10 protein-coding genes are annotated in these 13213 nt (G+C 67.3%); 3 read left to right on the forward strand and 7 right to left on the reverse strand.

Features of this window, described 5'->3' with window-relative positions; all coding sequences use genetic code 11:
* Positions 1-78: 78 nt before the first annotated feature.
* Entirely contained in the window at positions 79-759 is a 681-nt protein-coding gene (locus tag HWX03_RS09075) for a PspA/IM30 family protein (protein WP_175819633.1), read from the reverse strand.
* 443 nt (positions 760-1202) lie between these two features.
* Here HWX03_RS09075 and HWX03_RS09080 point away from each other — a divergent pair, with 443 nt between their 5' ends.
* Positions 1203-3725 (forward strand): penicillin-binding protein 1A, encoded by a 2523-nt coding sequence (locus HWX03_RS09080; protein WP_175871024.1) that lies wholly within the window; start codon positions 1203-1205, stop codon positions 3723-3725.
* 83 nt (positions 3726-3808) lie between these two features.
* Here HWX03_RS09080 and HWX03_RS09085 read toward each other — a convergent pair whose 3' ends face one another.
* From HWX03_RS09085 to mfd, 4 genes are all read right to left on the reverse strand, one after another.
* Positions 3809-4243, reverse strand: coding sequence for a DUF3574 domain-containing protein (locus HWX03_RS09085; protein WP_174431461.1), 435 nt, complete (start codon positions 4241-4243; stop codon positions 3809-3811).
* A gap of 453 nt (positions 4244-4696) precedes the next feature.
* Complete coding sequence (locus tag HWX03_RS09090; RefSeq protein WP_175871025.1) at positions 4697-5716, reverse strand: threonine/serine dehydratase; 1020 nt, start codon at positions 5714-5716, stop codon at positions 4697-4699.
* A 60-nt stretch (positions 5717-5776) separates the two neighbouring features.
* A complete protein-coding gene (gene argE, locus HWX03_RS09095) occupies positions 5777-6997 on the reverse strand; it encodes an acetylornithine deacetylase (protein ID WP_175871026.1) in 1221 nt (406 codons plus the stop codon).
* A gap of 104 nt (positions 6998-7101) precedes the next feature.
* Entirely contained in the window at positions 7102-10659 is a 3558-nt protein-coding gene (gene mfd / locus HWX03_RS09100; RefSeq protein ID WP_175871027.1) for a transcription-repair coupling factor, read from the reverse strand.
* 20 nt (positions 10660-10679) lie between these two features.
* Between mfd and ispD the strand changes: the two genes are divergently transcribed.
* Both ispD and ispF read left to right on the forward strand, forming a co-directional pair.
* The gene (gene ispD, locus HWX03_RS09105) at positions 10680-11390 is read left to right on the forward strand and encodes a 2-C-methyl-D-erythritol 4-phosphate cytidylyltransferase (protein WP_174431465.1); all 711 of its coding nucleotides are present in this window, start codon (positions 10680-10682) and stop codon (positions 11388-11390) included.
* A 29-nt stretch (positions 11391-11419) separates the two neighbouring features.
* Positions 11420-11905: a 2-C-methyl-D-erythritol 2,4-cyclodiphosphate synthase gene (gene ispF, locus HWX03_RS09110; RefSeq protein WP_175871028.1), complete on the forward strand. Its 486-nt coding sequence runs from the start codon at positions 11420-11422 to the stop codon at positions 11903-11905.
* Between the two features lie 123 nt (positions 11906-12028).
* Here ispF and HWX03_RS09115 read toward each other — a convergent pair whose 3' ends face one another.
* Together HWX03_RS09115 and HWX03_RS09120 are read right to left on the reverse strand one after the other, a co-directional pair.
* The gene (locus HWX03_RS09115; protein ID WP_050013297.1) at positions 12029-12556 is read right to left on the reverse strand and encodes a carboxymuconolactone decarboxylase family protein; all 528 of its coding nucleotides are present in this window, start codon (positions 12554-12556) and stop codon (positions 12029-12031) included.
* Positions 12557-12631: 75 nt separating this feature from the next.
* Positions 12632-13180 carry a peroxiredoxin gene (locus HWX03_RS09120; protein ID WP_006478563.1) on the reverse strand — a complete coding sequence of 183 codons (549 nt, stop codon included), beginning with the start codon at positions 13178-13180 and terminating at the stop codon, positions 12632-12634.
* Positions 13181-13213: the final 33 nt, after the last annotated feature.

The following is a 13213-nucleotide window of genomic DNA, read 5'->3' on the forward strand; positions in this document are numbered from 1 at the left end:
GCGCAGGCGCCCGTCTCCTGACGATCGGTTCGCGCCGCGCACCCGGGCCGGGGCGCGGCGCGGTTGCCCGCGTGGCGGTTACTGCGCGGGCGTATCGAGCTGCTTCTTCAGCGCGGCGAGGCGATCTTCCACCGACGGGCCCTTGTTCAGCGCGGCGAGCTTGTCGTCGAGCGCCTTGCCGCTCGCCGTGTCGGCCGAATTGATGCGTGCATCCGAGCGTGCGTTCTGCAGCGCGACCTTGTCCTCGAGCTTCTGGAAATCCTCGGACAGGTTCTTGCCGCCGATGCCGCCCAGCGCGCTGGCGGCCACGTCCTTCGCCTGCGCGATTTCCTGCTTGGCCTGCAGGATGTTCGAGCGCGCATTCAGGTCGTTGCGGCGCTGACGCATGTCGGCGATCTGCCCCTTCAGCTTCTCGACCGACGGCTCGAGCGTCGTCAGCTCGGCCGCGAGCGCATCGCGCTCGGCTTCCGCGTTCGACTGGGCCGCGAGCGCCTCGCGGGCGAGCGCTTCGTCGCCGCCCTGCAGCGCGCGCTTCGCGCCGTCCTCGTACTTCTTCACCTTGTCGTCGGCCGCATCACGCTTGCTGCGTTGGGTCGCGACCTGTGCCTCGATCTCGATCAGCGAATTCTCGGCACGGCCGATGCTGTCGTCGAGCTCCCGCACGATCTGCCGTGCGTCGCGCGACGGATCCTGTACCGAATCGGCCGCATCATTCAGCAGGCCTTTGATCGTGCGCGAAATAGAGTCGAAAAGCGACATGAAATCCTCCGTGGTTGAAAGGCGCCGCGTGACCGCGGCAGTGCCCGCTGCGAGCCGGTTCCGACCCGCGTGAGCCGGCGGATATTACACCACCGGTTCACTTAAATACGGCTTAAACGCGCGAGTTCAAGCGGCTCGCGCATCAGGACGCCCAACCTTTCGCGGCTGAAAGAAATTCGCCCGCGCGTGCCGCATTGCGTGTCCATCATAGGCCGAGGATGCCGACAATACGTGCCGGAAATCACGGCATTGCGGGAATTTTTACAAAAAATCGCGAAGGCCCCCGGTCGATTTCATTAAAATGCGCTGTCACGTCGCGGGAACGGATCGCCGCGCGGCGGGGTCTGTCGACGTGACAGCCGTATCTCGATGCACCCACTCTGATTCATCCGCTTGCATTTCCGCATGCGTCCGAGGGCGCCACGTACGCCCGCCATTCCGACATGCCAATTATCAAACGACCGCCTTCTTCTTCCGACAGGAACGAACCCCACTACACGCTGCGCCGTTCGCCGTCCGGAGCCTATTACCCCGATGACGACGATCACGACGACGGCCGCCGCGCGCAGCAGCGCAGCGGCGGTGGCGGAGGGCGTCGCCGCACGTTCGGCTCGCGCGTCGCGCTGTGGTTCGTCGGCCTGTTCGCGACGCTGGCGGTCGTCGGCGCGCTGATCGTCGGCTATGCGCTGGTCGTGATGGCGCCGCAACTGCCGTCGCTCGATGCGCTGACCAACTACCAGCCGAAGGTGCCGCTGCGCGTGTTCACCGCCGATCACGTGCTGATCGGCGAGTTCGGCGAGGAGCGTCGCAGCCTCGTGCGCTTCCAGGACATTCCCGACGTGATGAAGAAGGCCGTGCTCGCGATCGAGGACTACCGCTTCTACGAGCACGGCGGCGTCGATTTCGTCGGCATCCTGCGCGCGGGCGTGGCCGACCTGATGCACGGCGGCGCGCGCCAGGGCGCGAGCACGATCACGATGCAGGTCGCGCGCAACTTCTTCCTGTCGAGCGAGAAGACCTACACGCGCAAGATCTACGAGATGCTGCTCGCGTACAAGATCGAGAAGGCCCTGACGAAGGACCAGATCCTCGAGCTGTACATGAACCAGATCTATCTCGGCCAGCGTTCGTACGGCTTCGCGGCCGCGGCGCGCGTGTACTTCGGCAAGGACCTGAAGGACATCACGCTCGCGGAAGCGGCGATGCTCGCGGGGCTGCCGAAGGCGCCGTCCGCGTACAACCCGGTCGTCAATCCGAAGCGCGCGAAGGTGCGTCAGGAATACATCCTGAAGCGCATGCTCGACATCGGCTACATCACGCAGCCGCAGTACGACGAAGCGATCAAGGAAGAGATCCACGTGCGCACGCCGGGCAACCAGTACGCGGTGCACGGCGAGTACGTCGCCGAGATGGTGCGGCAGATGATGTACCAGCAATACAAGGACGAAACCTACACGCGCGGGCTGACCGTCACAACGACGATCAACTCGGCCGATCAGGAGGCCGCGTACCAGGCCGTGCGTCGCGGCATTCTCGACTATGAGCGCCGTCACGGCTATCGCGGCCCCGAAGCGTCGATCAACCTGCCGGCGGCCGGCGACGAACGCGACGAGGCGATCGACGACGCGCTCGCCGATCACCCGGACAACGGCGACCTGCAGTCGGCGGTCGTGCTGTCGGCATCGCCGAACGCGGTCGAGGTGCAGTTCGTCGGCGGGGCGACCACGACGATCGGCCCGGCCGGGCTGCGTTTCGTGTCGGCCGCGCTGGGGGCCCGCGCGAACAACACGCTGCGCATCAAGCCGGGCTCGGTCGTGCGCGTGCTGAAGGACGGCAAGACGGGCTGGCAGGTCGTGCAGCTGCCGCAGGTCGAAGGCGCGCTCGTCGCGATCGCGCCGCAGGACGGTGCGATCCGCTCGCTCGTCGGCGGCTTCGACTTCAACAAGAGCAAGTTCAATCACGTGACGCAGGCGTGGCGGCAGCCGGGCTCGTCGTTCAAGCCGTTCATCTACTCGGCGTCGCTCGACAAGGGGATGGGGCCGGCGACGATGATCAACGACGCGCCGCTGTACTTCCCGCCGAGCGTGCCGGGCGGCACCGCATGGGAGCCGAAGGACGACGACCAGCCGGATGGCCCGATGACGATGCGCACCGGCCTGCAGCGTTCGAAGAACCTGGTATCGATCCGGATCCTCGCGTCGATCGGCACGCAGTATGCGCAGCAGTACGTGACGCAGCGCTTCGGCTTCGATCCGGCGAAGACGCCGCCGTACCTGCCGATGGCGCTCGGCGCGGGCCTCGTGACGCCGCTGCAGCTCGCGACCGGCTACGCGGTGTTCGCGAACGGCGGCTACAAGGTCGATCCGTACCTGATCGCCGAAGTCGACGACGCGCGCGGCCAGCCGCTGCAGAAGTCGCAGCCGGTGGTCGCGGGCGGCACGGCGCCGCGCACGATCGAAGGCCGCAACGCGTACGTGATGAACAGCCTGCTGCATTCGGTCGCGACGGCCGGCACGGGCGCGGGCACCAACGCGCTGGGCCGCAACGACCTGCAGGGCAAGACGGGTACCACGAACGACGCGAAGGACGGCTGGTTCGCCGGCTATCAGCAGTCGCTCGTCGCGGTCGCGTGGATGGGCTTCGACCAGCCGAAGAGCCTCGGCAGCCGTGAATTCGGCGCGCAGCTCGCGTTGCCGATCTGGGTGAACTACATGCGCACCGCGCTGAACGGCGTGCCCGAACAGCAGATGCCGATGCCGGACGGCCTGACCTCGATCGACGGCGAGCTGTACTACGCCGATCGCACGCCGGGCAACGGCTTCGTCGCGAACGTCGACATCAACCCGGCCGAGAACGCGATCAGCGCGAACGACGCACTCGGTTCGGCCGGCGCGGCAGGGCTGGCGCCGCCGCCCGTCACGCCGCAGGAGAAGCAGCAGATCATGGACATGTTCGAGAACAAGTAAGCGGTACGCTGTGCTTCACCCATGCGACGGGCGCCTTCGGGCGCCCGTTTTTTTGCGCGCGGCCGAAAGCGGAAGGCCGTGAATCAGAACGACGCGCAGGCCGGCACGACGGTCATGCCGACCGATTGCTGGTGAAATCGCTGGACGTATGCTTGCCGGATCGCGGCGAGGCGTGCGCGCGTGTCGGACGTATCGTCGGCGATGATACGGATCACGAAGCTGTCTTCGCGCGTGACGCCGCCGGTCGTGCGGTCGCGCCACTGGCCATGCGTGTCCCAGTAGGTGAGGCCGTCGGGGAAGCGCGGCGTGACCGTGTCGGCGAGGAATGCCGCGCGTTCGGCATCGGTAACGGGGCCGCGCCCGGCGATGTCGCGCCCGAACAGCAGGTCGGCCTGCAGCATGCGGCTTTCGCCCGGTTGCGTGCAGGACGCAGGTTGCGCGCTGGAAATGGACGAGGGTGGTGCCGCGCAACCGGCGAGCAGCGCGAGCGCCGCCGCGCATGCAGCCAGCCGTCGCATCTGCCCATTTCGTGACGATCGACCTTCGCGCGCGCAAAACGCTGCGCGCTCAACCACTTGCGGGCGTGTCCGGCGGGTTATCAACAGGGCTGTCAACATAATCTGGGGATAACCCTAGGGTCTGTTTACATATGGAACGCGCATGCGTTGCCACGAGAACGGCCGCTCGCGAGGCGCGCGACGCCGCGAATACTTGACGTATTCGCAAGGAGCGCAACGCGGCGAGCGGCCGTTCTCGTGGCAACCCCAAGTTAAAAAACATTCTACGGGAATGTCCGAAATTGCCCGTATGGCGGCGTCGCGCGTCGCTTGTTTGGCGCGGCCAAACGGCGCTCCTCACTTCTTGCCATACGCCCCGAAGGAAGTCCCCTTGGGGGACGGGCGATTTCGGGCATTCGCATGTGCGTTCCATATGTAAACAGACCATAGGGCCTGCGCACGCGCGCTGCGCGATCAGTGCTGCAGTTGCGCGTGCGCCAGATGCATGCCGAGCGTGGCCGGGTCGGTATTCGTGCCCGACAGCAGCACGCCGACACGTTTGCCCTGCAGCGTTTCGCGCAGCGGGCCGAGCAGTGCGGCGAGCGCGGCCGCGCAGGCCGGCTCGACCGACAGCTTCAGGTGCGAGAACAGGAACAGCATCGCGGCGCGCAGCGCGTCGTCGGAGACGGTGACGATGCGGTCGAGGTGGCGCCGGCACAGCTGGTAGCTGTATTCCTCGGTATGCGGTGCCATCAGCGAATCGGCGATCGTCTGCATCGCGCTCATCTTGATCGTGTGATTGGCCGCGAAGCTGCGGCTCATCGCGTCGGCGCCTTCCGGCTCGACGCCGTACACGTGCACGCGCGGATTCGCGAGCCGCAGCGCGGTCGCCATGCCGGCCGCGAGCCCGCCGCCGCCGATCGGTACGATCACCGCGTCGAGGTCCGGCGTCTGCGTCGCCCATTCATAGCCGAGCGTCGCGGTGCCGAGGATCGTGTGATAGCCGTTGAACGGATGAATGAAGAAGCGGCCTTCCTCGGCCTCGATGCGCCGCACGAGATCGAACGTCTGCGACGCGCTGCCCGCCAGCACGACTTCCGCGCGGTACTGCTTGCACTGCGCGATGCGGGTCGGGCTCGCGGTATGGAACATCACGACCTTCGCGCTGCTGCCGAGCCGCATCGCCGCATACGCGACGGCCGCCGCATGATTGCCGGCCGACACGCAGGTGACGCCGGCGTTCTTGCGGCCTTCGTCGAGCGCGAGCAGGTGCGTGAACGCGCCGCGCGCCTTGAAGCTGCCGCTCGCCTGCAGCAGCTCGAACTTGAAGTTGACGTGCGTGCCTTCGAGGGAGGGCAGGTCGGCGCGCTCGAATACGGGCGTGCGCGCGACCCACGGTGACAACGCGAAATGCTGCGCGGCGATTTCGTCGAGCGTCGGAATCGGCTCGCCGTCGATCGTCGTATGGGCAGTGCCCTGTTGTTCAGTCGACATGACGTGGCGGGTGGCGGAGTGGGCCGGCCCGCACACGCGGGCCGGCGTGGCGGGAGGCAGTCAGTGTGCGTCGACCGACATGCTGCGGATGAACTTGCGCAGGAACTGCTCGCAGCCGGCGAGCTGCGCGAGCTCGACATATTCGTTCGGCTTGTGCGCCTGCTCGATGTTGCCGGGGCCGCACACGACGCTCGGAATGCCCGCGCGTTCGAACAGGCCGGCCTCGGTGCCGTACGCGACCTTGCGCTTGTCCTGGTCGGCCGTCAGCGCGCGCACGAGCTGCGTGATCGCGGCCTGTTCGGTCGCGTCGAGGCCGGGCGCCGCGGCGATCTTCGAGAACTCGATCGCGGCGTTCGGATGTTCGCGCAGCATCTGCGGCAGCAGCGTTTCCTGCGCATACGCTTCGATGCGCGTGAAGATCTGCTCGGGATCGAGCGTCGGCAGGTTGCGGAACTCGAAGTCGAAGCGGCACTCGGCCGGCACCGTGTTGATCGCGTTGCCGCCCTGGATCGTGCTCGTCTGCGCGGTGGTGAACGGCACGTCGTACAGTTCGTCGAACGGGCCTTCGGCGCGAAAGCGCTCGGCGATGTCGCGGATGTGGCAGATGAGGCGCGCCGCATACTCGATCGCGTTGAGCCCCTTCGGCGTCAGCGACGAATGCGCCGCGTGGCCGCGCACGCAGCAGCGGTACGCGTTGATGCCCTTGTGCGCGATGATCGGCCGCATGCTGGTCGGCTCGCCGACGATGCAGCCGGACGGCTGCACGCCGCGCTTCACGAGATCGGCGATCATCAGCGGCGCGCCCGCGCAGCCGATTTCCTCGTCGTAGGACAGCGCGAAATGGATCGGCTTCGCGAGCTTCGTCGCCTGCATTTCGGGCAGCAGCGCGAGCGCCGTGCCGATGAAGCCCTTCATGTCGCAGGTGCCGCGGCCGTACAGGCGGCCGTCGCGGATTTCCGGCGCGAACGGGTTGCTGTCCCATTGCTGGCCGTCGACCGGCACGACGTCGGTGTGGCCCGACAGCACGATGCCGCCGTTCGTCGAGCCATCGTGCGCGGGCACGGTGGCAAACAGGTTCGCCCAGCCTTCGCGCGGATCGTGCGTGATCGTCGACGCGATGCCCTTCGCGGCGAGCGCGTCGCGCACCGTTTCGATCAGGCCGAGGTTCGGCACGCGGCTCGTCGTGTCCATCGACACGAGTTGCTTGACCCAGGGCAGGCTGACGAGCGATGCGTCGCCTTCGGGTGCGGCGGACGGCGCCGTCGCGTCGAGAGTGGACATGGCAAAACTCCGTCTGATGAATGGGAAATCATACTCAAAAACGCGCCGGCCCGCCTTCGTCGGGCGCGATGCGGTGCAGCAACGTCGCGCCCGTCAGGATCGCATCAACGGGCCGCGACGGCTGCTCCCTGTTTCGGGGCGAGCGCGCGCAGCGTTTCCTTGATCGTCGACACGCGGATCGCGAGGTCGGGCGAGCGCGTCTCGATGCGCAGCTTGTCCTGGCCCGCGAGCTTGATGTGGCGATGCTTCTGCACCATCTCGATGATCCGCATCGGGTCGATCGGCGGGTTCGGCTCGAACTGCAGGCCGATCGCGACCTCGCTCGCGTCGATCTTCACGATGCCGAGCGGCTTCGCGACGATCCGCAGCCGGTGCGTCTCGACCAGCGCGTGCGCCTGCGGCGGCAGCTTGCCGAAGCGGTCGATCAGTTCCTCCTGGATGCCGTCGATCGCGTCGCCGTGCTCGCAGTTCGCGAGCCGCTTGTACAGCGACAGCCGCTCCTGCACGTCCGCGCAGTAGTCGGCCGGCAGGATCGCGGGCGCATGCAGGTTGATTTCGGTCGTCGCGGCGAGCGGGGCGGTGAGGTCGGGCTCCTTGCCGTTCTTCAGCGCCTTCACCGCGTCGTTCAGCATGTCCGTATAGAGCTGGAAGCCGATCTCGTGGATTTCGCCCGACTGCTTGTCGCCGAGCACTTCGCCGGTGCCGCGGATCTCGAGGTCGTGCATCGCGAGATAGAAGCCCGAGCCGAGTTCCTCCATCTGCTGGATCGCTTCCAGCCGGCGCTGCGCCTGCTTGGTCAGCGACTGCGGATCGTGGACCAGCAGGTACGCATAGGCCTGGTGGTGCGAGCGGCCGACGCGGCCGCGCAACTGGTGAAGCTGCGCGAGGCCGAACTTGTCCGCGCGGTGCATGATGATCGTGTTCGCGCTCGGCACGTCGATGCCGGTCTCGATGATGGTCGTGCACAGCAGCACGTTCGCGCGCTGCGCGACGAAATCGCGCATCACGCGTTCGAGTTCGCGCTCGTGCATCTGGCCGTGCGCGATCACGATGCGCGCCTCGGGCACGAGCGCCTCGAGCATCGCCTTGCGGTTCTCGATCGTCTCGACTTCGTTGTGCAGGAAGTACACCTGGCCGCCGCGCTTCAGCTCGCGCAGCATCGCCTCGCGGATCACGCTTTCTTCCTCGCGGCGCACGAAGGTCTTGATCGCGAGCCGCTTCTGCGGCGCGGTCGCGATCACCGAGAAGTCGCGCAGCCCCTCGAGCGCCATCCCGAGCGTGCGCGGGATCGGCGTCGCGGTGAGCGTCAGCACGTCGACTTCCGCGCGCAGCGCCTTCAGCGCCTCCTTCTGGCGCACGCCGAAGCGGTGTTCCTCGTCGATGATCACGAGGCCGAGGCGCTTGAACTGCACGTCCGACGACAGCAGCTTGTGCGTGCCGATCACGATGTCGACGCTGCCTTCGTTGATCTGCGCGATCGCCGTATTCACTTCCTTCGTGGTCTTGAAGCGCGACAGCTCGACGATCCGCACCGGCCAGTCCGCGAAGCGGTCGGCGAAGGTCTGCGTGTGCTGCTCGGCGAGCAGCGTGGTCGGCGACAGCAGCGCGACCTGCTTGCCGCCCAGCACCGCGATGAACGCGGCGCGCAGCGCGACCTCGGTCTTGCCGAAGCCGACGTCGCCGCACACGAGGCGATCCATCGGCTTGCCGCTCGTCATGTCGCCGATCACGGCCGCGATCGCCGCGGCCTGGTCGGGGGTTTCCTCGAAGCCGAAGCTTTCCGCGAATTTCACGTAGTCGCGCGGATCGAGCGAGAACGCATGGCCTTCGCGGGCCGCGCGGCGCGCGTACAGGTTCAGCAGCTCGGCAGCCGTATCGCGGATCTGCTGCGCGGCCTTGCGCTTCGCGCGCTCCCACTGGCCGGAGCCGAGCGCGTGCAGCGGCGCGCTGTCGGGGTCCGCGCCGCTGTAGCGCGAGATCACGTGCAGTTGCGCGACCGGCACGTAGAGCTTGCTGTCGCCCGCGTATTCGAGATGCAGGAATTCGGTCTCGCCTTCGCCGAGATCCATCGACACGAGGCCCATGTAGCGGCCGATGCCGTGCTGCGCGTGGACGACCGGGTCGCCGACCTTCAGCTCCGACAGGTCGCGCACCATCGCGTCGACGTTGCTCGCCTGCTCCTGCCGGCGGCGGCCCGCGCGGCGGCCGAGCGCGCCGTACAGCTCGGTCTCGGTGACGATCGCATAGCCTTCGCCCGGCACCGCGAAGCCGTTCGCGAGCGGCGCGACGCCGAGCGCGAAGCGGTCGTCGCTCGCGAGCCAGCCCGCGAAGTGGTCGTTCGACGCGGGGCGCAGGTGGTGTTCGGCCAGCAGTTGCAGGATCGTCTCGCGGCGGCCGGCCGATTCGACCGTCAGCAGCACGCGCTTGCCCGACGATTCGACGAACGTGCGCAGCGATGCGAGCGGATCGTCCGAATGGCGGTCGACCGTGAGTTCGGGCAGGGCGGTCGCCCAGCCGCCGGCCGGCTGCGCGGGCAGCACGACGCGCGCGAACGGCTTCGCGAACGCGAAGAAATCCTCGTCGGACAGGAACAGCCGCTGCGGCTCGAGGATCGGCCGCTCGCGATCGTGCGACAGGAACGCGTGACGCTGCTTCGTATCGGCCGTGAAGCGGCGGATCGACGCTTCGAGATCGCCGGTGAACACGAGATGCGCGTCCTGCGGCAGATAGTGGAACAGCGTGGCCGTCTCGTCGAAGAACAGCGGCAGGTAATACTCGATGCCGGCCGACGGCACGCCGTTGCCGATGTCCTTGTAGATCGGCGCGCGGCTCGGGTCGCCTTCGAAGGTTTCGCGCCAGCGGCTGCGGAAGGCCGTGCGCGCGGCTTCGTCGAACGGGAATTCGCGGCCGGGCAGCAGGCGCACGTCGCGCACCGGGTAGAGGCTGCGCTGCGTGTCGGGATCGAACGCGCGGATCGAGTCGACCTGGTCGTCGAACAGGTCGATCCGGTACGGCAGCGGCGAGCCCATCGGGTACAGGTCGATCAGCGAGCCGCGCACGCAGTATTCGCCAGGCCGCACGACCTGGCTCACGTGCTCGTAGCCGGCCAGCGTGAGCTGCGCCTTCAGCTTCGCCTCGTCGAGCCGCTCGCCCTGCGCGAACGCGAACGTGTACGCGGCCATGAACGACGCCGGCGGCATCCGGTACAGCGCGGTGGTGGCGGGCACGAGCAGGATGTCGCAGCGCCCCTCGCCGAGGTCGTGCAGCGTCGCCAGGCGCTCGGAGACAAGATCCTGGTGCGGCGAGAACGTGTCGTAGGGCAGCGTTTCCCAGTCCGGCAGCAGGCGCACGCGCGCATCGGGCGAGAAGTAGCGGAGTTCCTGCGACAGCCGCTGCGCGTCGACCGCGTTCGCGCAGATCACCGCAAGGAGCGGGACCGCGTCGCGGTTGTCGGCGAGATAGCGGGCGATGGCGAGCGCGTCGGCGGAGCCGTGCGCGCCGTCGAAGGCGAAACGCTGGCCCGGTTTGACGCGGGCGACGGGCGAGGCGAACGGGGTGGAAGCGTTGTCTGGCATAGGGACGGCAGGGGTGGCGGGCACGGCGCGGCGCGGCGCGCCGGTCGAGACGAAAGACCTATTATAAAATCCGCTTCTCGATTTCATCTTTCCGGCGTTTCCCCTTCGTGACTCCCCGACTTTTCGCCCTGATTCCTTGCGCCGGCACGGGCAGCCGTTCCGGCTCGGCCGTGCCGAAGCAATACCGCACGCTGGCCGGCCGCGCGCTCCTGCATTACTCGCTTGCCGCGTTCGACGCGTGCAGCGAATTCGCGCAGACGCTCGTCGTGCTCGCGCCCGACGATTCCCATTTCGACGCACGCCGCTTCGCGGGCCTGCGCTTCGCGGTGCGCCGCTGCGGCGGCGGCTCGCGGCAGGCGTCGGTGCTGAACGGGCTGCTGGAACTGGCCGAATTCGGCGCGACCGACCACGACTGGGTGCTCGTGCACGACGCCGCGCGCCCCGGGATCACGCCGGAGTTGATCCGCACACTGGTCGCGACGCTGAAGGACGACCCGGTCGGCGGCATCGTCGCGCTGCCGGTGGCCGATACGCTCAAGCGCGTGCCGGCCGGCGGCGACGCGATCGCGCGTACCGAGTCGCGCGACGCGCTGTGGCAGGCGCAGACCCCGCAGATGTTCCGCATCGGCATGCTGCGCGACGCGATCCTGCGCGCGCAGCGCGAAGGGCACGACCTGACCGACGAAGCGAGCGCGATCGAATGGGCCGGCCACACGCCGCGCGTCGTGCAGGGCAGCCTGCGCAACTTCAAGGTCACGTACCCGGAAGATTTCGCGCTCGCGGAAGCGATTCTCGCGCGCCCCGCGAACGCTTCCTGACTTTCACCTCATCTCAAACCGGATTACGCATGGACTTCAGAATCGGACAAGGCTACGACGTGCACCAGCTCGTCGAAGGGCGCCCCCTCATCATCGGCGGCGTGACGATTCCGTACGCGCGCGGCCTGCTCGGCCACTCGGACGCGGACGTGCTGCTGCACGCGATCACCGACGCGCTGTTCGGCGCGGCCGCGCTCGGCGACATCGGCCGCCATTTCTCCGACGCGGACGCGGCGTTCAAGGGCGCGGACAGCCGCGTGCTGCTGCGCGAGTGCGTCGCCCGCGTGAAGGCGGCCGGCTTCGCGATCCAGAACGTCGACAGCACCGTGATCGCGCAGGCGCCGAAGCTCGCGCCGCATATCGACGGGATGCGCGCGAACATCGCGGCGGATCTCGGGCTGCCGCTCGAGCGCGTGAACGTGAAGGCGAAGACCAACGAGAAGCTCGGCTATCTCGGCCGCGGCGAGGGCATCGAGGCACAGGCCGCCGCGCTGCTGGTGAAGCAGGGCGGCTGACGTCCGGCCGTGGCGGCGTGCGGTTCGCGCCGCACGCCGCGTCGCCAGAATGAAAAATGCCACGCGAATGCGTGGCATTTTCGTTTGCAGCCGGCGCCGCTCACGGCCGCGCGGCCGGATCGCTCATTCGCCTTCGGCGGCGATCACCTGCGCGGCGGCGTTGATCACCGACGCGATGCGGCCGACGTCGCGCAGCTGCGTCGTCGTCATCCCTTGCTCGTTCTTCAGCAGCGCGTAGTGCGACTTCACGCAGAAGTGGCACTTGCCGACGATCGACGCGGCGAGCGCGTACATCTCGAACTTGCGCTTGTCGACGCCACCGTGCGTCGCATACGCGCCCATCCGCAATTCGGCGCGCTGCGTCTTCAGGTCGGCGTCGTCGGCCATCTCGACATACGGATACCAGGTGTTGTTCATCCCCATCAGCGCGGCCGCGGTCAGCACGGCGTTCGTCTCTTCGGGCGACAGCACGCCGGCTTCGCGGATCGTCTTCACGAGCACGGTGCTCTTCGCCGCGATCGCCGCGGCCAGCGCCACGCCGACCGCATCGGTGCCTTCGAGCGACGAGCGCGAGATCGTGCCGTCCAGGTTCAGGCGGATGTCCTTCGCGTAGTCGGGGATACGCGCCTTAATCGAATCGATGAATTCCATTGATATCTCCTATGGGTTGGCCGTTAAAAAAGCCCGCCGGCAGACGTGCGCCGCGGGCTTCGTGCATCGATGCGCTTACAGCGTTGCGCCGCCGACTGCACGGTTGCACGGGCACAGTTCGTCCGTTTGCAGGCCGTCCAGAATGCGCAGGACTTCTTCCGGGCTGCGGCCGACGTTCAGGTTGTTCACCGAAACGTGCTGGATCGTGTTGTCCGGATCGACGATGAACGTTGCACGCAGGGCCACGCCGGCTTCCTTGTCGCGCACGCCGAGCTGGTCGATCAGCTCGCCCTTGACGTCGCCGAACGAGTAGTGGTTCAGCTTGTCCAGATCCTTGTGCTCACGGCGCCATGCGAGCTTCACGAATTCGTTGTCCGAGCTGCCGCCGAGCAGGACCGCGTCGCGCTCTTCGAACTGCTTCGTCAGCTTCGCGAACTCGACGATTTCCGTCGGGCACACGAACGTGAAATCCTTCGGATAGAAGTAGATGATCTTCCACTTGCCCGGGAACGACGCTTCGGTGACGGTCTCGAACGCCGACTGGCCGTTTTCCTCGTGATTGTTGAAGCCCGGCTTCGCGGCTACGACGGTGAATGCTTCGAGTTTATCGCCCACGGTTTTCATGCGGATACTCCTGTGTGAGTTGGGAAGAAGACT

The sequence above is a fragment of the Burkholderia sp. BCC0397 genome (genome assembly GCF_902832865.1).
Classification (GTDB): Bacteria; Pseudomonadota; Gammaproteobacteria; order Burkholderiales; family Burkholderiaceae; genus Burkholderia.

Excerpts from the sequence above, each read along its gene's own strand:
- HWX03_RS09115 (WP_050013297.1), bottom strand. The coding sequence starts at position 12,556 with ATGGAATTCATCGATTCGATTAAGGCGCGTATCCCCGACTACGCGAAG.
- mfd (WP_175871027.1), bottom strand. The coding sequence starts at position 10,659 with ATGAAATCGAGAAGCGGATTTTATAATAGGTCTTTCGTCTCGACCGGC.
- ispF (WP_175871028.1), top strand. The coding sequence starts at position 11,420 with ATGGACTTCAGAATCGGACAAGGCTACGACGTGCACCAGCTCGTCGAA.
- HWX03_RS09075 (WP_175819633.1), bottom strand. The coding sequence starts at position 759 with ATGTCGCTTTTCGACTCTATTTCGCGCACGATCAAAGGCCTGCTGAAT.
- HWX03_RS09090 (WP_175871025.1), bottom strand. The coding sequence starts at position 5,716 with ATGTCGACTGAACAACAGGGCACTGCCCATACGACGATCGACGGCGAG.
- HWX03_RS09120 (WP_006478563.1), bottom strand. The coding sequence starts at position 13,180 with ATGAAAACCGTGGGCGATAAACTCGAAGCATTCACCGTCGTAGCCGCG.
- HWX03_RS09080 (WP_175871024.1), top strand. The coding sequence starts at position 1,203 with ATGCCAATTATCAAACGACCGCCTTCTTCTTCCGACAGGAACGAACCC.
- argE (WP_175871026.1), bottom strand. The coding sequence starts at position 6,997 with ATGTCCACTCTCGACGCGACGGCGCCGTCCGCCGCACCCGAAGGCGAC.
- HWX03_RS09085 (WP_174431461.1), bottom strand. The coding sequence starts at position 4,243 with ATGCGACGGCTGGCTGCATGCGCGGCGGCGCTCGCGCTGCTCGCCGGT.